Genomic DNA, 20,802 nt, shown 5'->3' with positions numbered 1-20,802 from the left:
CTCCAGGACCTACTACGACAAGAAGATCGCCCAGGGCAAGCACCACACCCAAGCCCTCCTCTGCCTCGCCAGACGCCGAGCCGACGTCCTCTTCGCGATGCTTCGCGACGGCACCTTCTACGACCCGCAACCTGCCCCCACAGCTTGACGAAACCCATAGGGGCACCCCGCTGCTGCCGATGGTGGCCGCCGCCGAGGCGAGCGGTGCGCGGTGGTCGCCGGCCTACGGTGGCCGACGGCGCTCGTCGTGTACCGCTGCGGGCCCGAGGGGCTGCTCGCCGCCATCGAGCGGCGGTACGCGTCCTGGCCCGAGGGCGAATGCGGCCACTGGCCCCAGCATGAACACGCGGACCGCTTCAACGCACTGCACATGGACTTCCTGAACGGGGGGCAGGCATGAACACACCACAGAAGAGCGGGATACGCGTCGGCGTCCGCATACCGCCGTGCGACCGGGTGGACCGGCTGGCCACGACCGCCCGGCGGGCCGAGGAACTGGGCTTCGACCAGGTGTGGTTCCCCGACTCCCAGTTGCTGTGGCGGGACGTGTTCACGGTCCTGACCGCCGCCGCGCTGGCCACCGAGCGGATCGGCCTGGGCAGCGCGGTCACCAACCTCGCCACCCGGCACCCGGCCGTCGTCGCCTCGGCCGCGCGCAGCGTCGCCGAACTGGCCCCCGGCCGGTTCACCCTCGGCCTCGGCGTGGGCAACAGCTCGGTCGGCCCCATCGGCATGCGCCAGAGCACCGGGGCGGAGCTGCGCGACGGGCTGGCCACGCTGCGGGCGCTGTTCGCGGGGGAGGAGTGGGACTTCAACGGCGTACGGTCCCGGCTGCGCGACCCGGATCCGAACGTGCCGATCCACATGGCCGCCAGCGGCCCCCGCAATCTACGGCTCGCCGGGGAGATCGCCGACGGTGTCATCCTGCTCAGCGGCGTCTCGCGGAACACCCTCGCCAGTGCCACCGCCCGGGTGCGGGAGGGCGCGGAGGCCGCGGGCCGCACCGCGGCGGCCATCCCGCTGACGGTCTCGGCGTTCTGCGCGGTGACCGACGACATCGAGGCCGAGGCCCGGCTGCTCAAGCCGATCTGCGCCTCGATCGCCCAGAACGGCGGCGCGCCCTTCCTCACCCTGGCCGGGATCGAACTGGACGTACCCGCACGGGTGGAGGGCGTCTATCCGGACCTCGTCCACGCCGAGGACTGGGACGCGGCCGTCGAGATCTGCTCGGCCTGGGTGAGCGATGCGGCGGTGCTCCGGTTCGCCCAGGAGTTCTGCCTGTTCGGCACCGCCCAGGAGATCGCCGAACGGCTCACCGCGCTGCACGCCGACGGGGTGACCGATGTGTTCCTCCAGCATGTCGGCTCCTATGATCCGCCCACCGAGCTGATCGAAAGCGTCGGCTCCGAGGTGCTGCCCGCCCTGCGGCCGGAAGCCGGCCGGTGAGCGTACTGGAGGAGCTGGTCCGGCGCGGCCACCACGGCCCGCGCACGGCCGGGCCGGACACCCGGTCCCGGGCGGCCCTGCACATCCTGGACACCTTCGGCTGTGTGGTGGCCGGTGCCTCCCATCCGCCGGCCGCGCAACTGGCCACGTTCACGGCGCGGACCGGCGACACCGGTGAGCTGTGCACACCCGCCATGGCCGGGACGCACTCGCCGCGCACGGCGGTGCTCACTCGGCCGCATCGTCATGACCTTGCCGCTGCCGTCCCAGCCAGGACTGCCGTTCCAGGTCGTGGAGACGCTCTGCGCGGAACGCACGGTCACCGTCACCGTCCAGCCGCTGATGGCGGAGCTGCCCGCCCGTACCGTCACCTGACCGTTGAAACGGTCGCCCCACCGCTGCGTCTCGGCGTACGACACGGTGCACGTCCTGCCTCCACCGCCACCGCCACCGCCACCGCCGCCGCCACCGCCACCGTCGCCGGTGCCGCCCAGCGCGGCGAGCACCGCGCTGTACGCGGGCTTCTTGCCGTAGTCGTCGTCGAACAGCAGCGGAGTGCCGCCGGCGCGCCATGAGTACTTGTCGGGGATGCCCCATACGGTGATGCCGGTGCAGCGGGACACGGCCAGACACGCCTGGGTGACGCGGCGGTAGCTGTCGGCCTGGGCCGTGCCGGAGCCCTCGATGTCCAGCTCGGTGATCTGCACATCGACGCCGAGGGCGGCGAAGCGCTGGAGGTTCCGCTGGTAGTCACCGGGGACCGGGGACTGGTTGTTGAAGTGCGACTGGAAGCCGACGCAGTCGATCGGCACACCGCGGGCCTTGAAGTCCTTCACCATGGTGTAGACCTTGCCCTGGTAGTGCTGCATCACCTTGGTGATGTGGTTGTTCATCGCCGAGCGCAGCTCGGTGGCGCTCAAACCGCCCACCCAGCCGGGCAGTTGGGAGTGCCAGACCAGCGTATGGCCACGGATCTTCATGCCCTTGCCCTGCGCATGGCCGACGATCTGATCCGCGGAGCCGAAGCTGAACGAGTTCCGCGACTTCTCGACGGCGTCCCGCTTCATCTCGTTCTCGGGCGTGACGGCGTTGAACTCGGTGTCCAGCGTGGCGGCGTACGGGGCTTCGCCGAGGTGGCCCGCGGCAACGGCGGCACCGAAGTACCGGCCCTTGGCCGCCGCCGCGCCGCCGAGGGTGCTCGCGGCGCTTGCGGGACCGGACAGGGCCAGAACGCCGGCCGCGGTGAGGAAGCCGACCACGCCGAGGCTGAACGCCCTTCGGACGCGTAACTTTTCGGAGCGGTGGTGATGTGTTGTCGGTCGTGTGGCCGTCGTCGCAGAGCAGGTGCAGTCATGTGACGGATACCGTCCCCGGCCCCCTCCGGCGAGGATTTTGCTGCCAATCGACTTTCTGACACATGAGGCGAATATCCATGCAGCAGATAACGCTGGGCGATGTCACCATCACGCGCGTCGAGGAATACTACGGCTCGGTCGACATGACGCCCCGGGCCTTCTTCCCGGAAAGCCCGGAGAGGGTCTGGGAGGACAACGCGTCCTGGCTGGCCCCTGACTTCTACGACCCCGCCGCCGACAATGTGCGATCCGCGATTCAGACCTGGGTCCTGCGCAGCGAGGGCAAGACCATTCTGGTCGACACCGGTGTGGGCAACCACAAGCACCGGCCCTACGCACCGGTGTGGGGCTATCTGAACACCGACTTCCTGGGGAATCTCGCCAGGGCCGGAGTGCGGCCGGAGGACGTCGACGTCGTGATCAACACGCATCTGCATGTCGACCACGTGGGCTGGAACACCCGGCTCGACGGCCGTCAGTGGGTGCCGACCTTTCCGAATGCCACCTATCTCATGCCGGAGCGCGACTTCGAGTTCTGGAATCCGGAGAATGAGCACAAGACAGTGTTCGGCCGGGGCAACCAGAATGTCTTCGAGGATTCCGTCGCCCCCATCCAGGAAGCGGGCAAGGCGGTGCTGTGGGACGGCACCCTCGACATCGACGCCAATCTGCGTCTGGAACTCGCCCCCGGACACACACCGGGATCGTCCGTGCTCGCTCTCGATTCCCGAGGCGATCGCGCGCTCTTCGTCGGGGACATGCTGCACAACCCGGTGCAGATCGCGGATCCCGACACCAATAGCTGCTTCTGCGAGGACCCGGCCGAATCCCGCGCCACCCGCCGCCGGATCCTGGGCCGGGCGGCCGAGGAGAACACCCTGGTCTTCCCCGCCCACCTGGGCGGTCATGGCGCCGCGGAGGTGCGGCACGAGGGCGGCGGGTTCGCCGTCAAGGAATGGGCGGCCTTCGCGCGCCTGTGACCCCGGGCGGACCCGCCTGTGATCCGGACCGGAGCGATACCGAGGAACCGAGGAAGAGACACACCCCGCATATGACGAACACCTTCGCCCCCATCGTGGCCACCTCCCAGGGCGCCGTCCGTGGCCGCCGGGAGGAACACGCCACCGTCTTCCGGCACATCCCCTACGCCGCCCCGCCACGGGGCGCCGCCCGGTTCGCCCCGCCGGTGCCCCACCCGCCGTGGGACGGTGTCCGGGATGCCACCGCCGCGGGCCCCACGGCGCCACAGCCGGGGCGCGACGCGTTCGGCGACCTCGACATGTCCCCGTACTTCGGGCAGGGCTGGGTCCCGGGCGAGGACTACCTCGCGGTGAACGTCTGGACGCCCGACACCACACGCGATGACCTGCCCGTGACGGTGTTCGTGCACGGTGGCGGATTCGTGGCCGGGTCCACCCGGTCGGCGCTCTACGACGGCACCGGCTTCGCCCGTGACGGCGTCGTCCTGGTCACCCTCAACTACCGGCTCGGTGTACCCGGTTTCCTGCACCTCCCCGACGCGCCCGACAACCGGGGTCTGCTGGATGTGATCGCGGCCCTGCGCTGGGTCGAGGAGAACATCGCGGCCTTCGGCGGCGACCGGTCCCGGGTGACGCTCTTCGGGCAGTCGGCGGGCGCCACGATCGTGGGCGCGGTGGTGGCCGACCCGCGGGCCGAGGGTCTCTTCCAGCGGGCGATCATCCAGAGCGGCAACGGCCTGGGGGCGTTCGCCCCCGCCCAGGCCGACCGGGTCACCCGGGCCCTCGCCCGCATCCTGGGGACCGCCCCGACCGCCGAGGCGCTGGCGTCGGTTCCCGACGAGCGCCTCGTTACGGCCATGCCCCAACTCGCGGGCATCGATCTCAACGTCGACGGACACTTCGATCCGCTGATCGGCCTGAGCCCGTTCAGCCTCGTCCTGGACCAGCAGCCGGCCGAGGCCGTGGCCGCCGGCCGCGGCGCGGGCGTCGACCTGCTGCTCGGCACGAACGCCGAGGAGGGCAACCTCTATCTGGTCCCGCTCGGCCACCTGGCGACCTCGACCGAGGAGGACGTCCACGCCGTGGCGGCACGCTCCCACCCCGCCCCTCAGAAGCTGGTGGAGGTCTACCGCCGCGAGCGGCCCGGGGCGTCCGCCGGGGAACTGCGGTCCGCCATCATGACGGACGCCCTGTTCGGCGCGGGCACCCGGCGGCTCGCGGCCGCCCACGCCCGGCACTCCTCGTCGCGTACCCACGTCTATGAGTTCGCCTGGCGGTCGCGGGCCCTGGACGGGCGGCTCGGCGCCACGCATGTCATGGAGCTGCCGTTCGTGTTCGACCGCACCGATCTGCCGCGGCTCCATGGCCCCGAGGCGATCCTCGGCCCGGCCGAGCCACCCGCCGGTCTCGCCTCCCGCGTCCACGCCACCTGGATCCGGTTCGCGAGAACGGGCGACCCCGGCTGGCCGCCGTACGAGAGCGTGCGCCGGACGACCATGCGCATCGCCGAGGCATGGACGCGGGTGGCGGACCCCGGCGCCCCGATACGGCGGGCCTGGGAATAGCGCCCGCGTGGGCGGTCACACCGCCGCCGTGCAAACGGACCTCGGCTTCGGCGCCCATCGGGACCTCCCGGTGGGCGCCGTTCCGTTTTCCGGCCCCCGCCATCCCCGGTGGCGGTGTTTTTCGCCCCCGGCAAGGGCTTGACCAGAGGCGAAGTGGCTCCTACATTCCTCTCACCCTCGAGGTAGATCGATTAACCACTCGTTAACCGCCTGGTTGGAGACCCCCGCAGTGCACTCACCGCTGACTCGGCGCGGCTTCCTCGCCACCGGTTCCGGCCTGGCCGCCGCGACCGTCCTGCCCGGCCTGTCCGGCTGCTCCGCACTGACCGGAGCGGACTCCGATCCCGATACCCTCGTCGTGCACAGCCAGCTCGGCACCACCGCCCCGGGATCGCCGACCTACCTCGCGGCCCTGGACCGGTTCCGCAAGGAAAATCCGGGGCTCAAGGTCAAGAACCTCATCAACGGCGACGACCTCGCGCAGGTCTACGAGACCTCGCGGCTGGCCCGCAAGGAGCCGGACGTCGTCATGGTCAACCTCTACGACAAGACGCTGGCCTGGACCGACGTCGGCGCCACGGTCGACGTCAAGCGCTACCTGGACGACTGGGGGCTGCGGACGCGTGTGCTCCCGCAGGCGCTGGCCGAGTGGACCGACGCCAAGGGCCGGGTGCGGGCCTTCCCCTACTTCGCCACCAACTGGCCGATCGCCTACAACCGGGCACTGCTGGACCGCGCGGGCGTCGACGCGATACCCACCACGGGCGATGAGCTGATCGCCGCGGCCCGCAAGCTGCGCGCCAAGGGGATCGCGCCCGTGACCGTCGGCGGCAACGACTGGACCGGACAGAAGCTGCTCGCCCAGATCATCCAGACCTTCCTCACCGAGGACGAGGCCCGGCACGCCTACACCACCGGGGACTTCGGCAGCAGAGGCGCCCGGGAGGGCATCGACTACTTCGTGACACTGCGCGACGCGGGCGTCTTCGCCGACAAGGCGCAGGGCCTCACCTCGGACACGATGACCACGCAGTTCAACACCCAGGCCGCGGCCATCGAGTCGGCGATGTCCTCGGCGCTGGCCAAGGTGCCCGAGAAGGTGGCCCGGCACACCGAGGTCGGCGGCTGGCCGCTGACCGGCGGCGCCGTCCACGACAAGCCCACCATCCTGCGCACCTACACCCTCATCGGGTTCTGGATCAGCCCGAACGGCACCAAGAAGATCGACGCCGTCGAGAAGTTCCTGCGCTTCATGTACCGGCCGGACACCGTCTCCCGGTTCATCAAGGAGAGCGGCCGCGACATGGCGCTGCGCTCCGACACCCTCAGCACGGACTTCCCGCTGGTCGCCGCGGCCCAGCGGCTCGGCGGGGCGGTGAGCCAGGCACTGCTGCCCGATGTGTACGTCCCGCCCGCCGCCGCCCAGCCGCTGATCACCGCGACCAGCACCTCCTTCACCCGCGGCACCAGCGCCGCGAAGGTCCGCGCCGCGCTCGAGACCGCGTACCGCTCCGCGTGAACCGCCCGTCCGTTCGCTCATATCCCGAGCCCGACTCCACGGGAGCCACCTCATGACGACGCTGACGTCGACCCCGGGCGGGGCCGTGGTCCGCCAACCCGCACCGCCCGCCACCACGGGCCACAGCGGCACGCCCCGGCAGGGCGGCACGATCCTCGCCGTCCCGGCGCTGGTCTGGTACGCGGTCTTCATGATCGGCCCGGTGATCGCCATCTTCGTGATCGCCGCCCTGCACTGGCCGGGCATGCTCCAGCCGGTGTCCTTCGCCGGTCTCGGCAACGTTCGCACGGTCCTGGACGACCCCGTCTTCTGGGACGCGGTGCGCAACACCGCCGTCCAGTTGGCGGTGGCGCTGCCGGTCATGATCGTGTGCGCGTACATGCTGGGCTACTACGTGGCGCAGAAGCCGCCCGGGCACCGCGTCATCCGCTATCTGCTGTTCATCCCCGGTCTGATCTCCACCCCCGCCAAGGCGATGGTGTTCTACGCGGCGCTGTCCCCGGACGGGCTGGCCAACGGCGCGCTGAAGTCGGTGGGGCTCGGTTCGCTCACCGACGCCTGGCTCGCCTCCCCGTCGACGGCCCTGGCCTGTCTCATCGCCCTGGACGTGTGGAGCGGGATCGGCTTCACCGCCGTCCTGTTCGCCGCCCGGCTCGACAGCGTCCCGGACGACCTCGGCGAGGCGGCGCAGTTGGACGGGGCCGGGCACTGGCGGACCATGTGGCGCATCCACTTCCCCGTGATCCGCGACTATGCAGGCGTCGTCACCATGCTTCAGTTCCTGTGGACCCTCTTCGGCTCGGCCCAGCATGTCCTGCTGCTCACCCAGGGCGGCCCCGGCAGTTCGTCCACGACGCTGTCCTTCCTCGTCTACCAGAAGGCGTTCATCGCGGCCGACCTGGGCTACAGCCAGACCGTCGGCGTCATCCTCTTCCTGGCCGGGCTCGTCGGGCTGCTCACCATCCGCCGCGCGTTCCGCCAGAACTACTGACCCGAAGGCGCTCACCATGAAACTCGGCAAACGCTGGCTGCCCGCACACCTGCTGGTGTGGACCTACGCGGTGCTGCTGATCGTGCCGCTCTACTACTTCCTCGCCTCCGCGTTCAAAAGCAACGAGGAGATCTTCGCCCACCCCTTCGCGCTGCCCTCGTCGTTCGGCTTCGGCAACTTCCGCACCGCCTACGACAGCGCCGACCTGGGGACGGCCGTCGTCAACTCGGCGCTGGTGACGGTCCTCGCGCTGGCGCTGACCCTGCTGCTGGCGCTGCCCGCGGCGTTCGCGCTCGCCCGCTCGACGAGCCGGCTCGCCTCGGCGATGGAGAAGATCTTCTCGCTGGGCTTCCTCATCCCCACGTTCGCGGCGCTCTTCCCCACCTTCCTGCTCGCCGCCGCCACCGGGCTGTTCCACACCCGGCTGTTCATGGTCTTCTTCCTGCCCGCCACGGCGATGCCGCTGTCGGTGGTGATCCTGGTGCAGTTCATGCGGACCATCCCCAGGGAGATGGAGGAGGCCGCCCGGATGGACGGGGCGTCCACCTACACGGTGCTGCGGCACATCTACATACCGATGTGCCTGCCCGGCATCGCGACCGTGCTTCTGCTGAACTTCCTCACCTTCTGGAACGAGTATCTGTACTCGCTGATCATCATCGGCCCGGACCCAGAACAGCGCACCGTGCAGGTGGCCCTGCCCACCCTGAAGGCCATCACCGGCACCGACTACGGTGTTCTCACCGCCGGTACCGTACTGACCCTGGTCCCCGTATGGGTCGTCTACACGGTGCTCCAGAAGCGCATGCAGCAGGCGCTCGTCAACGGGGCGGTCAAGGCGTGAGCACACCCGCCGTGAAGCAGGGCCGGCGCCCCACCATCAAGCAGGTGGCGGCCGCCGCCGGGGTGTCGACCGCGGCCGTGTCCCAGGCGTTCAACGACAAGGGCCGGCTGTCGGAGGCGACCCGGGCGCGCATCCTGGACACCGCGATGGAACTCGGCTGGTCGCCGAGCGCGTCCGCCGCCGCCCTGCGCAGCGCCCGCACCCGCACCCTCGCCCTCGTCGTCCGGCGCCCCACCGATGTGCTCGGCGCGGACCCGCACTTCAGCGAGCTGATCACCGGTATCGAGGGCGAACTGGCGCCCCGCGGCTACGGTCTGCTGCTGCACCTGGTCGCGGGCGCGCAGGAGGAGAACGCCCTCTACAAGCGGCTGGCGGCCGAGGGCCGCGTCGACGGGGCCGTGCTGACCGACGCCCGCGCCGATGACCCGCGCCCCGCCCTGCTGACCCGCCTCGGCCTGCCCGCCGTGCTACTCGGTCCCCCCGACCGGGCCGCAGCCGTGCCGCGCGTCGGCCTCGGCCACCAGGACGCCGCCGTCGAGGAGGTCGTCCGCCATCTGCTCGGGCTCGGCCACCGGCGCATCGCCTATGTGGCGGGCCCCGCCGACCTGCGGCACACCCGGCTGCGCGGCGGTGTCTTCGAGACGGCCCTGAAACAAGCGGGCCTGCGGCCCTACGCGGTCCTGCACACCGATTTCACCGAAGTGTCCGCCGTCGCCGCCACCCAGGCCCTGCTGGAGCCCGCCGACCGGGCCACGGCGATCGTCTACGCCAACGACTCCATGGCCATGTGCGGCATCGGCGCCGCCCAGCGCGGCGGGCTGCGCGTCCCCGACGACCTGTCCGTCGTCGGCTACGACAACCTGACGCTCGGCCGCTGGCTGCACCCCCGGCTGACCACGGTCGACCAGCAGGTGCGGCGGGTCGGCGCGGCCGCCGCCCGGCTGCTCCTCGCCCGCTGCGGCGAGGACGTCGAGGAGACGGTGCTCGACGACCGGCCACGGCTGGTCGTCCGCGAGTCCACCGGACCCGCCCCCGGCTGACACCCACGTCCAACCCCCCACCCGCACCACCGACACCCGAGAAGGACCATGCGACGCCACAGCGCCCAGCTCATCCACCAGCCCGCCGTCCTGCCCTGGCTCGGCGCCAACTTCTGGTCCCGCACCGGCGGGCCCCTGATGTGGCGCGACTACGACCCGAAGACGGTCCGCGCGGAGCTGCGAGTGCTGCACGAGCACGGCCTGACGATGACCCGGTCGTTCTTCTACTGGCCGGACTTCCATCCGCAGCCCGACCGCGTCGACGAGACGCTGTGCGAACGCTTCCGCGACTTCCTCGACGCCCACACCGAGACCGGCATGGGGACGGTGCCCACCTTCATCGTCGGCCATATGTCGGGCGAGAACTGGGACCCCGCCTGGCGCGGTGGCCGCGACCTCTACGAGGACGTGTGGATGGTCGGCCGCCAGGCGTGGTTCGTGTCCCAGATGACCCGCCGCTTCACGGACCACCCGGCCGTCACCGGCTGGCTCATCACCAACGAGATGCCCGGCTACGGCCGGATCTACCAGGTGGATCCGCCCTCCTCCGATGTGGTGACGGCCTGGGCGCAGGCCATGTGCAACGCCGTACGCGCGGCGGGCGGCACCCAGCCGGTCTCGCTCGGCGACGGCGCGTGGGGCATCGAGGTCACCGGCCGCGACAACGGCTTCTCCCTGCGCGACACCGCCGAGTACGTGGACTTCGTGGGCCCGCATGTGTACCGCTCGGACACCGACCGGCCCCGTCAGCACCTGCGCGCCGCCTTCGAATGTGAACTGGCATCGGTCACCGGACAGCCCGTCGTCCTGGAGGAGTTCGGCCTCTCCACGGACACCGTGTCCGACCGGAACGCGGCCGTCTACTACCGGCAGACCCTCCATAACTCCCTGCTCGGCGGGGCCACGGGCTGGATCGCCTGGAACAACACCGACTACGACGACCTGTGGGACCGCTCGCCATACGACCACCACCCCTTCGAGATGCACTTCGGCATCACCGACAGCACCGGCGCCCCCAAGGCCCCGCTGCTCGAACTCGCCGCGTTCGCCGAGGTGTTGAAGGACGTGGACTTCGCACACTGCCGACGCGCCGACGCCGGCGCGGCGCTGGTCGTGCCCGCCTTCCTGGAGCGCGGCTACCCCTACAGCAGGCCCGCCGACCGCCCGCTGATCTTCACCTCCCTGCACCAGAGCTATGTCGCCGCCCGCGCCGCCGACCTGCCGGTGGGCCTCACCCGGGAGGCCGACGGACTGCCCGGCGACGCGGACCTGTATCTGCTGCCCGCCACCCGCCAGCTCACCACCCGCACCCGGCGTGAACTCGAACGCCGCGCCCACGCGGGCGCCACGGTCTACCTCTCGTTCTGCTCCGGCGAACACCCCGGGACCCGCGGCCCGTGGTTCGACGACCTGGACGGGCTGTTCGGCGTCGAACTACAGCTCTCCTACGGTGTCGCCGAGCCCATCGAGGACGACGTCCTGGAGATGACGTTCACCGAGGACTTCGGCGGGCTGAGCGCCGGGACCTCGCTGCGCTTCCCCGTCGCGGGCAACGAGGACAGCCGGGCGTATCTGCCGGTCGCTCCGCGCGATGCCCGCGTGGTGGCCGTCGACGCCCACGGGCGGCCCGCCCTCCTGGTGCGCGAGGCCGGGAGTGGCCGCACGGTGCTGGCCACCTACCCCCTGGAGCACATGGCCGCCCGCACCGCCCGTGCCAACCCCGAGGACACCCACCGGCTGTACGCGGCGCTCGCCGAGGTGGCCGGGGCCCGCCGCCCGGTGACGGTCGACAGCCCCCATGTCGGCGCGGACCTCCTCGTCCATGACGACGGGCGCCGCTTCGTATGGCTGGTCAGCCAGAGCCCCGACGAGCTCACCGTCCGCCCCGTCGCCGACGGCACCCTGCGCGACCTCGCCTCCGGCGCACCGGTCGCGGAGGTGTCGCTCGGCCCGTACGGGGTGCGCGTCCTGGAGCTGCGGTGACCGGCCACCTCTACCGCGATCCGGCCGCGCCCGTGGCCGACCGGGTCCGCGATCTGCTGGGGCGCATGACGCTCACCGAGAAGGTCGGCCAGGTCAACCAGCGGATGTACGGCTGGCACGCCTACGAGCGGGACGGCGACGGCCACCGGCTCACCGACGCCTTCCGCACCGAGGTCGCCACGTACGGCGGAATGGGCGCCCTGTACGGGCTCCAGCGCGCCGACGCCTGGTCCGGCGTCGGCTTCGCCGACGGCATCACGGCGGCGGACGGGGCACGGGTCGCAGGCTCCGTGCAGCGGCATGTCGTGGAGAACACCCGGCTGGGCATCCCGGTGCTGTTCGTCGAGGAGGTTCCGCACGGCCACCAGGCCCTGGACGGCACCGTATTGCCGGTCAACCTCGCCGTCGGCGCCACCTGGGACCCCGGGCTCTACGAGGCGGCGGTCGCGGCCGCCGCCTCGGAGCTGCGGGCGCGCGGTGGCCATGTGGCACTCGTCTCCGCCCTCGACCTGGTGCGCGACCCACGCTGGGGCCGTGCGGAGGAGTGCTTCGGCGAGGACCCGTATCTGGCGGCGCGGCTCACCGAGGCGCTGGTGCGCGGCATGCGCACCGCCGACGTGGCCGTCGTGCTCAAGCACTTCGCCGGACAGGGCGCCACGGTCGGCGGACGCAACAGCGCGGCCACCGAACTGGGCGCCCGCGAACTGCACGAGATCCATCTGGCGGCGGCCCGGGCCGGGATCCGCGCCGGGGCCGCCGGGGTGATGGCGGCCTACAACGAATTCGACGGCCTGCCCTGTGTCGCCAGCCGCCCGCTGCTGACCGAACTCCTGCGGGAGCAAATGGAGTTCGACGGCATCGTGATGGCCGACGGCACCGCCGTCGACCGGCTGGTCCGGCTCACGGGCGACCCGGTGGCCGCGGGCGCCCTCGCCCTGAACGCCGGATGCGATCTGAGCCTGTGGGACGCCTGCTTTCCGCGGCTGGCCGAGGCGGTCGCCCAGGGACTCGTCACGGAGCCGACCCTGGACACCGCCGTGGCCCGGGTCCTCACGCTGAAGTTCCGCCTGGGCCTCTTCGAACGGCCCTATCCGCCTGCCGGTGAACAGCCCCTTGACCCGCGCGAGTTGAGCGAACGCATCGCCCGCGCCTCCATCACACTGCTTGCCCACGACGGGGGAGTCCTGCCACTGGCACCCGCCACCCGCCGGATCGCCGTCCTCGGCCCGAACGCCGACTCCATCGCCCAGCAGATCGGCGACTACACCGCCCCGCAGCGCCCCGGCTCCCACCATGCCACGGTCCTGGACGGCATCCGGTCGGCCGCCCCGCCGGACACCGAGATCAGCTATGCGCCCGGGTGCGATCTGGTCGGCGGCGACCTCTCCGGTGTCCCCGAGGCGGTCGCGCTGGCGGCACGTGCGGATATCGCGGTCCTCGTCCTGGGCGGGTCCAGCGCGCGGTCGGCCGACACCTCCTTCGACACCAATGGCGCGGCCGTCGTGACCTCCGCCGACTCCGCCGGTATGACGTGTGGCGAAGGCGTCGACCTGGCCGATCCGCGCCTGCCCGACGGACAGTTGGCGCTCCTGGACGCGGTGGCGGCCACGGGTGTGCCGGTCGTCGTGGTCCTCGTCCAGGGCCGTCCGCACGCCCTGCCCGACCTCTCCGGCACCGCCGGGGCGGTGCTGAGCGCCTGGTACCCGGGCCCGTGGGGCGGACGGGCCGTGGCCGATGTGCTGTTCGGCGCGGCCGGGCCCGAGGGGCGGCTGCCGGTGTCGGTCCCCCGGTCGGCCGCGCAGCTTCCGGTGTTCTACAACGCCAAGGACCACGGCTACCGCGGCTATGTGGACCAGCCCGCCACCGCCCGATACGCCTTCGGCCACGGCCTGTCGTACACCACGGTCGCCTACGAGCCGCCACGGCTCTCCCGCGCCCACGTCACCCCGGACGATCCCACCCTCATCTGCCGGGTCACCGTGCGCAACACCGGTGAGCGGCCGGTGCGCGAGACGGTCCAGCTCTATCTGCGGCGGCTGTCGGGCGGCTCCTCCTGGCCCCGCGTCCGTGAGCTGCGCGGATTCACCCGCCTCGACCTGCGGCCGGGGGAGGAGGCCGACGCCGTGTTCGCGATCGACGCCGACACCCTCGCCTCCGTCACCCGGGACCTCGGCCTCGCCGTCGAATCCGGAGAGCTGTTGCTGGAGACCGGTCCGTCCTCCGCCGAGACGCAGGGGGCTCGGCTGGTGATCGGCTGATACCCGGCTGGAAGCGGGGTGTTGGGCCGGGGCGTACTCGACAGTTTGAGCGGGCCGTCCTACAGTCACGTGCCCGGCAGGGACCGCCCGGCCGCTGACCCAGGGGAAGGCCGCATGCCGATCAGGAGATCACTCAGGTATCTGACGGGACTCGCGGCGACCCTCGCGCTGCTGGCCACGGCGCCGGGACCGGTCGCCGCCGCGCAGCGGCCCGCCGCTCAACAGCCCGCCGCGCAACAGTCCGCCGAGGCCGCCACCCGCGCCACCGCCCCGGCCGCCACTCCCGCGGCCGACACCTGGCAGCCGCCGCTGTCCACCCGCGGCCGGTACATCGTCGATGCCAAGGGCGACCGCTTCCGGCTCAAGTCGGCCAACTGGGACGGTGCGCAGGGGTCGTGGACGGGCAGCGGCAGCATCGACGACCCCGCCAACCACCACGCCGGCCAGAACTCCCACGGCATACCCCTCGGCCTGGACCGGGTCCCCCTGCCGACCCTGCTCGCCGACTTCCACCGGCTCGGCATCAACAGCATCCGGCTGCCGTTCTCCAACGAGATGATCCACGCCACCGCGACCGTGCCGGACAGCGCCGTGGCCGCCAACCCGCAACTGCGCGGAAAGACACCGCTCCAGATCTTCGACGCCGTGGTGTCCGCCCTCGGCCGGGACGGGTTCGCCGTCATCCTCAACAACCACACCAACACCACCCGGTGGTGCTGCGGAGTCGACGGCAACGAGCGGTGGAACAGCGGCCAGACCACCCAGCGCTGGATGGACGACTGGGTCTTCATGGCCCGCCGTTACGCCGATGAGCCACGCGTCGTGGGCGCCGACCTCTACAACGAGGTGCGCCGCGACATCCTGGACGACCCCAACTGGGGGCTCGGCGACGCGCACGACTGGTACACCGCCGCGCAACAAGCCGCCGACCGCATCCTCACCGACGGCAACCCCGACCTCCTCATCGTCATCGAGGGCATCAACTGGACGGGGATCCCGGTCGACGGACTGCCCCATGAACGGCCCGCCCTGGCGCCCGCGCGCACCCTCTCGCACACCCTCGTGAACGCCCACAAGCTGGTCTACTCCGCCCACTTCTACGGCTACACCGGCCCCCGCCACAGCGGCGCCACCGGCGTCGGCGAGACCCACGACCCCCGGTACCAGGACCTCAGCCGCGACGAGCTCCGCAAGGTCCTCACCGATCAGGCGTTCTTCGTCGCCGAGGACACCGGGCGGCACTACACCGCACCCGTGTGGATCAGCGAGTTCGGCATCGGCTCGGCCGAGACCGGCGCCCGCCCGCGCGCCTGGTTCACCAACATCACCGACTACTTCGCCGACCACGACGCCGACTTCGCCTACTGGCCACTGGTGGGCTGGGAGGGCAGCGACGACTGGGCACTGCTGCGCTACGACTCCGCGGGCCACCGCACCGGAATCCTCGACCAGGGCGACTGGCGCGCCACGCCCTGGCAGCGGCTGATGACCGCGCCCGAGCACACCGGAACCGTCGACCCCGTCCCCGCCTGGCGCATGCTCGCCACCGACCACGGTGACCAGGTGCAGTCGCTGATCGAGCGGGCCCACGGCGACTGGGATCCGGGCGCCTACAAGGCGGCCTGCCCCGACGGGCTGCGACTGATCGGCCTCGGCCACACCGCCGGGCGCGGACTGTGCACTGACGCCGGTGCCGAGGACCCGCGTGCCCCCGGCACCGCCCATACGGTCGTCACGGACGAGCGGTATGTGCCCGCCGGTGGCGACTGGGCCTCCGGCTACACCAAGTTCCAGTGCCCCTCGGACAACTTCCTGATCGGCTACAGCCGCCGTGGCGGCCGGGTGTCCGCCGCGCTGTGCGCCCCGGCCCGCACCCCGCTCGGCACCACGGGACGCACCGTGTGGTTCGACCGGTCCGACAACCGGCCCGCCGACGCCGCCGGGGGCGACTTCGCCCACGGCGCCTACAAGGGCCAGTGCGCGGCCGACGAGTACGCCGCCGGAATCGCCTTCACCACCCGGGTGGGCAGCTCCGGGAGCCCGGACGCGCTGCTGTGCCGCCGGCTGTCCTGAGTCCGCCAGTCGTGCCGCGACCCTTGCCCGAATCTGACGGTCCGTCATATCGTGAGGTGGTGCGCGCAGCCGTTGTCGCACGTCACCCGCCGAACCGGATCAGGAGTTACGGGTGGAGCCGCACACCACACCCGGGACCGCGCCGAAAGTACGTGCCCGCGCGGTGACCCGCACCTTCGGGCACGGAACCCGGCAGGTGCACGCCCTCGGACCCCTCGATATGGACATCCAGCACGGGGAGTTCTGCTGCATCGTCGGCCCGTCCGGCTGCGGCAAGTCCACCTTCCTGCGCATCGTCGCCGGACTCGTCCGCCCCAGTGGCGGTGAGATCGAGCTGCGCGCGGGCCGGCGCCATCCGGCCGCGATGATCCCGCAGGACTACGGCATCTACGACTGGAAGACCGTACTGGCCAACGTCCGCTTCGGCCTCGATGTGCAGCGCGTACCACGCAAGGCCGCCGACGCACGGGCCAGGGACTGGCTGGCCCGGCTCGGTCTCGCCGACTTCGCCGACGCCTACCCCGCCACCCTGTCGGGCGGGATGCGGCAGCGCGTGGCCATCGCCCGCGCGCTCGCGGTGGAGCCGGAGGTGCTGCTGCTGGACGAGCCGTTCGCCGCGCTCGACGCCCAGTTGCGCACCATCCTCCAGGACGAGCTGCTCGCGGTGTGCCAGGCGACCCGTACCACCGCGCTGTTCGTCACCCACAGCCTGGAGGAGGCGATCGTGCTCGGGGACCGGGTGGTGGTGATGTCGGCCAGACCCGGCAGGGTGATCGCCGAACGCCGCCCGCCGTTCGAGCGCCCGCGCACCGGGGCGATGCGCCGCGCCCCGCGGTTCGCCGCGCTCCAGTCCGAGCTGTGGGAGCTGCTGCGCGACGAGGTCCAGCGGGCCGGGCCCGGTGCCGCCGCTCCGGTGGACCCGGTGTCGGACCCGGTGTCGGGCCCGGCGGGGAAGCCCTCATGAAGAGCGAGAGCGCGCCCGCCTCGGCCCGGACCGCCCGGCCCGGTGACAGCGGCGGCGGGCCCGCCGAGACCGTGCTGGTGCGGCGCCCCGGACCGGGGGAGCGCGATCCCGTCCGCGCCCACCGGCGGCGCCGCGGCATCGAGCTGGCCCTCGCCCTCGCCGTGCCCGCCGCGCTGATCCTGCTGTGGCAGCTCGCCGCGGACCGGCACTGGATCGACTCGCGTATCTACCCCGCGCCGTCCACCATCGCGGCCGACGGCTGGCAGCGCGCCGCCGACGGCAAGCTGTGGCCGGACGTATGGGCCACGCTCCAGCGGGTGGTCGCCGGGTATGCGCTCGGCACGGCCGCGGGCTATCTCTTCGGGCTGGTGATGGGCGCGCTGCGGATGGTCCGCGCCGCGCTGGAACCGCTGCTCGACGCCCTGTACGTGGTGCCCAAGCTCGCGCTGCTCCCGGTGTTCCTCAATATGTTCGGCCTCGGTGAGGGCCCTCAGATCGCGCTCGTCGCGACCACCGTCTTCTTCTTCGTCTGGATCTCCACGATGGCCGCCGTGATGGGCGTCGCCGAGGGCTACCGGGAGGCCGGGCAGGTGTTCGGCGCCGGTCCCTGGCAGATGTTCCGCCATGTCCTGCTGCCCGCCTCGCTGCCGCAGGTCCTGGTCGGCATGCGGGTCGCCTCCGGAGTGGCGGTCCTGGTCATCGTCGCCTCCGAGCAGATCGCCGCCAACGACGGCCTCGGCCATCTGATCTTCGACTCGCGGACGCTGTTCCAGAACGATGTGATGTTCGTCGGCATCGTCTGCGTGGCCGTGCTCGGCGTGGTCTTCTCCGAACTGGTCCGCTTCATCGGCCGGCGGCTCACCCCCTGGGCGCCGCGGGACCGCGGCCGCCCCCGGCCCTGACCGTCACCCAGGCCCTGACCCTCACTCAGGCTCCGACCCTCACCCCGGCTCCGACCCCCAGCCCCGGAAGGCGGCACCATGGCACGGAGACTCTTCCTCGCCCGCGCCCTGATGACGGGCGTGACCCTGTTCGGCGTCCTCGGCTCCCTCGCCGCCTGCGACGCGCAGACCTCGGAGTCGGCGCGCTCCGGCACACCGGGCAAGCCCCGCCCCATCACCCCCGTCGCGGGCTGCGCCAAGGGCTGGACCGACCCCGCCGACGCGTCCGCCGCCCGCGCGCCCGCCCGTTGCTCACCCGGCGCGCCCGCGCCGAAGCCGCTGAAGAAGAAGACGAAGATCGTCGTCTCCGCCGGCACACTGACCGCCGAATACCTCGCACCCCTGCGGATCGGCATGGAGAAGGGCGAGTTCAGTAAGGAGAAGCTGGACGTCGAACTGAAGCTGCTGCCCACGCCGGACGCGCTTCCGCTGCTCGCCAAGGGCGATATCGACGTCCAGTACGCGGCGCCGGAGGCGGCCGTGCTCAACGGCATCCGCCAGGGGTTCGACATTCGCTGGGTCGCCGGGAACTTCACCCCCGCGCCCGGCTCCAGGAGCGGATTCTGGGCCAGGCTGAAACCGGGGGAGACGGCGGGCGAGGTCAGCCTCAAGGACCGTACGGTCGGCACGCTCATCGGCAAGGGCTCGGTCATCATGTACCCGATGGAGAAGGTGCTCGCCGCGCACCAGGCCGACGTGGACAGCGTCCGCTTCCAGCAGCTCGGCCCGGCCGAGGTCCTCACCTCGCTGAAGAACGGCGGAGTGGACGCCGCATGGCTGCTCGACCCGGTGTGGCGCCAGGTGGACGGCGACACGGGCTACGCCTTCCTCGGCGGCCAGCCACGCGGCGAACCCCTCGGCGGGCTGCTGTTCGGCCCTGATCTGCTGACCGGGAACCCGGACGCGGGGGTGGCGTTCCTGCGCGCCTACATCCGCACCGTCAACACCTACTTCGCCGGGGACTACAAGAAGGACCAGGCATTCCTCGACGACCTCGGCGAAGCGCTCAAGACCGAGCCGGACACCCTGGCCGCCGTACCGTCGCTCCGCATGGACTGGGAGATCCGCTCGGGCACGGTGGAGCGGCTCCAGAAGGCGTACGCCACCGCCGGGGTGGTCGAGGGCGACCCGCTGCCCGAGGACCGGGTCGTGGACCGCTCGTTCTACACGGAAGCGGTCGGCCATAAGCCCTAGCCGTACCCGGTCGGCCACCAGCCCCGGCCGTATCGACCTGGCGCGTTGCATGCTCTGGAGCACGGAGATCGGACACGCTGTTCAGCCCGCCGAACGGCACGCTAGTGTGGCCTGCGCCGTAGCGGGCCGACTCTCGCTCCGGGCCGCGCGTCAAATGCCGTGTGGCTTCCCCACACGGACCCCGCGGCCCGGCCGGAATCCTGGCTGTCGCACTAAGGACATCGACATGCAATTCCCCGCTTCCGCGCCGTCCGAGCTGGAGTCCCTGGCGGTCGAGCCGCTGATGACACGGGACTTCGAGACCCGGCCCGCCTCGGTCTACGCAACGCTGCGGGCCCGGTACGGGCCGGTGGCCCCCGTCGATCTGCACGGAGTGCCCGTCTGGCTGGTGCTCGGCTACCGAGAGGTGCGGGAGGTGCTGCGCGACGAGAGCACATGGAAGAAGGACGTCCAGCACTGGCGGTGGCTGCGCGAGGGCCGGGTGCCGTCCGACTGGCCGCATCTGCCCGGCTACCAGGTCAGCCATCTGCTGGTCCAGGACGACCGGCGGCGCAAGGCGACACGCGCCGCCGTGGAGGAGGCACTCGCCCCCTTCCAGGACACCGACGCTCCCCAGTCCTGGGAGCTGGCGAACGCCGTCTCCCGCCACGCCGACGAGCTGATCACCTTCTTCGCGGACGGCAGCGACAGCGGATGGGTGGACCTGGGTGCGCAGTTCGCCCGTGCGCTGCCGCTGATGGCCGTCAACCGGCTGTTCGGCTTCCCGGTCGATCAGGGCGACGACGTGTTCATGGACTCGTGGCGGATGGTGGACGGCGGCCCGGACGCCGCGGCGGCCGTGGGGCGGCTGGTGGCCGCGACGACCGAACTCGCGGCGTACAAGAGGCAGAACCCCGGTGACGACCTGACCACCCGGCTGCTCGCCATCGAGCCCCCGCTGACGGTGGAGCAGATCGGCCTGGAGCTGTACGCGATCATCGTCATCATGTCCGAGCTGGTCAGCCACGCCATCACCAACAGCGTGCTGGAGGTGCTGGCCGGGGAGGCCGGGACGCGGGCCGGACTGATGGCGGGGCCGGTCGAAGAGCTGGTCAACCGCGTGCACATCGCCTCGCCACCGTGGGTCAACCTCACCTTCCGCTTCCCTGTGGTCGACACCGACCTGGGGGACTTCCGGCTCGCCGCGGGCGATGTGGTGGTGCCCTCGATCGCCGCCGCGCATGGCGATCCGACGTTCGCCACGCCCGGCAGCCAGGACGCGTCGGTGAGTTCGCGCGCCCATCTGGCGTGGGGCGCGGGGCCGCACCAGTGCCCGGGGCGGGGGCTCGCCGACATGATCGTCGCCACGGCGGTGGGCAGGCTGTTCGAACGGTGCGACTTCGAACTGGGCCTGCCCGTCGACCAGTTGCCCTGGCGCTCGTCCACGTATGTACGCGGCCTGAAGTCCTTCCCGGTCCGGTACCGCATGCGGACGCGGCAGACCCCGATGCCCCCGGCCGCCGGAGCCGCGGCACCCGCCCCGCTCCCGGAGCCCGAGCCCTCCGCCCACCCGACGCCCGCCCCCACCCAGCCGGAACGGCCCCGCTCCGCGCTCTGGCGCTTCCTGGCGAGCCTGCGCCGAGGCTAGGGGATGGATGGTCCGGGCGGAG

16 protein-coding genes and 1 pseudogene are annotated in these 20,802 nt (G+C 71.7%); 16 read left to right on the top strand and 1 reads right to left on the bottom strand.

Annotated elements, in window-relative coordinates; genetic code table 11:
- The 3 genes and pseudogenes from KN815_RS24010 to KN815_RS24000 all read left to right on the top strand — a co-directional run.
- Positions 1–148: pseudogene (locus KN815_RS24010) on the top strand (IS110 family transposase); the annotation flags it as partial.
- 63 nt (positions 149–211) lie between these two features.
- Positions 212–400, top strand: a complete 189-nt coding sequence (locus KN815_RS24005) for a hypothetical protein (protein WP_216344007.1) — start codon at positions 212–214, stop codon at positions 398–400.
- Complete coding sequence (locus KN815_RS24000; RefSeq protein WP_216344005.1) at positions 397–1,446, top strand: LLM class flavin-dependent oxidoreductase; 1,050 nt, start codon at positions 397–399, stop codon at positions 1,444–1,446. The genes KN815_RS24005 and KN815_RS24000 overlap by 4 nt, the downstream gene beginning before the upstream one ends.
- On the opposite strand, the gene KN815_RS23995 is transcribed toward KN815_RS24000, so the two are convergent.
- Positions 1,368–2,705 carry a glycoside hydrolase family 10 protein gene (locus tag KN815_RS23995; protein ID WP_372458451.1) on the bottom strand — a complete coding sequence of 446 codons (1,338 nt, stop codon included), beginning with the start codon at positions 2,703–2,705 and terminating at the stop codon, positions 1,368–1,370. The two genes, KN815_RS24000 and KN815_RS23995, sit on opposite strands and share 79 nt — an antisense overlap.
- A 173-nt stretch (positions 2,706–2,878) precedes the next feature.
- Between KN815_RS23995 and KN815_RS23990 the strand changes: the two genes are divergently transcribed.
- The 13 genes from KN815_RS23990 (at position 2,879) to KN815_RS23930 (ending at position 20,780) form a co-directional block, all read left to right on the top strand.
- On the top strand, positions 2,879–3,781 hold the full coding sequence (locus KN815_RS23990; RefSeq protein ID WP_216344004.1) for an MBL fold metallo-hydrolase: 903 nt from the start codon (positions 2,879–2,881) through the stop codon (positions 3,779–3,781).
- Positions 3,782–3,852: 71 nt separating this feature from the next.
- The gene (locus KN815_RS23985) at positions 3,853–5,346 is read left to right on the top strand and encodes a carboxylesterase/lipase family protein (RefSeq protein ID WP_216344003.1); all 1,494 of its coding nucleotides are present in this window, start codon (positions 3,853–3,855) and stop codon (positions 5,344–5,346) included.
- Between the two features lie 229 nt (positions 5,347–5,575).
- A complete protein-coding gene (locus KN815_RS23980; RefSeq protein WP_216344002.1) occupies positions 5,576–6,865 on the top strand; it encodes an ABC transporter substrate-binding protein in 1,290 nt (429 codons plus the stop codon).
- A 52-nt stretch (positions 6,866–6,917) separates the two neighbouring features.
- Positions 6,918–7,856: a carbohydrate ABC transporter permease gene (locus KN815_RS23975; protein ID WP_216344001.1), complete on the top strand. Its 939-nt coding sequence runs from the start codon at positions 6,918–6,920 to the stop codon at positions 7,854–7,856.
- Positions 7,857–7,872: 16 nt separating this feature from the next.
- Complete coding sequence (locus KN815_RS23970; RefSeq protein ID WP_216344000.1) at positions 7,873–8,700, top strand: carbohydrate ABC transporter permease; 828 nt, start codon at positions 7,873–7,875, stop codon at positions 8,698–8,700.
- Positions 8,701–8,711: 11 nt separating this feature from the next.
- Positions 8,712–9,740, top strand: a complete 1,029-nt coding sequence (locus tag KN815_RS23965; RefSeq protein ID WP_372458452.1) for a LacI family DNA-binding transcriptional regulator — start codon at positions 8,712–8,714, stop codon at positions 9,738–9,740.
- A 48-nt stretch (positions 9,741–9,788) separates the two neighbouring features.
- Positions 9,789–11,723: a glycoside hydrolase 5 family protein gene (locus tag KN815_RS23960; RefSeq protein WP_216343998.1), complete on the top strand. Its 1,935-nt coding sequence runs from the start codon at positions 9,789–9,791 to the stop codon at positions 11,721–11,723.
- Positions 11,720–13,981 (top strand): glycoside hydrolase family 3 N-terminal domain-containing protein, encoded by a 2,262-nt coding sequence (locus KN815_RS23955; RefSeq protein WP_216343997.1) that lies wholly within the window; start codon positions 11,720–11,722, stop codon positions 13,979–13,981. Before KN815_RS23960 ends, KN815_RS23955 begins: the two co-directional genes overlap by 4 nt.
- A 114-nt stretch (positions 13,982–14,095) precedes the next feature.
- Positions 14,096–16,054 (top strand): glycoside hydrolase family 5 protein, encoded by a 1,959-nt coding sequence (locus KN815_RS23950; RefSeq protein WP_216343996.1) that lies wholly within the window; start codon positions 14,096–14,098, stop codon positions 16,052–16,054.
- 112 nt (positions 16,055–16,166) lie between these two features.
- Positions 16,167–17,018, top strand: coding sequence for an ABC transporter ATP-binding protein (locus KN815_RS23945; RefSeq protein WP_216343995.1), 852 nt, complete (start codon positions 16,167–16,169; stop codon positions 17,016–17,018).
- Complete coding sequence (locus KN815_RS23940; protein WP_253209205.1) at positions 17,015–17,920, top strand: ABC transporter permease; 906 nt, start codon at positions 17,015–17,017, stop codon at positions 17,918–17,920. Before KN815_RS23945 ends, KN815_RS23940 begins: the two co-directional genes overlap by 4 nt.
- Before the next feature lie 78 nt (positions 17,921–17,998).
- On the top strand, positions 17,999–19,153 hold the full coding sequence (locus KN815_RS23935; RefSeq protein ID WP_216343994.1) for an ABC transporter substrate-binding protein: 1,155 nt from the start codon (positions 17,999–18,001) through the stop codon (positions 19,151–19,153).
- Between the two features lie 226 nt (positions 19,154–19,379).
- Positions 19,380–20,780, top strand: a complete 1,401-nt coding sequence (locus tag KN815_RS23930) for a cytochrome P450 (RefSeq protein WP_253209204.1) — start codon at positions 19,380–19,382, stop codon at positions 20,778–20,780.
- Positions 20,781–20,802 lie beyond the last annotated feature (22 nt).

It is taken from the genome of Streptomyces niphimycinicus (assembly GCF_018883605.1).
GTDB lineage: Bacteria > Actinomycetota > Actinomycetes > Streptomycetales > Streptomycetaceae > Streptomyces > Streptomyces niphimycinicus.
The sequence above is the reverse complement of the archived record's forward strand: the minus strand, read 5'-3'. Positions and strand labels throughout refer to the sequence as shown.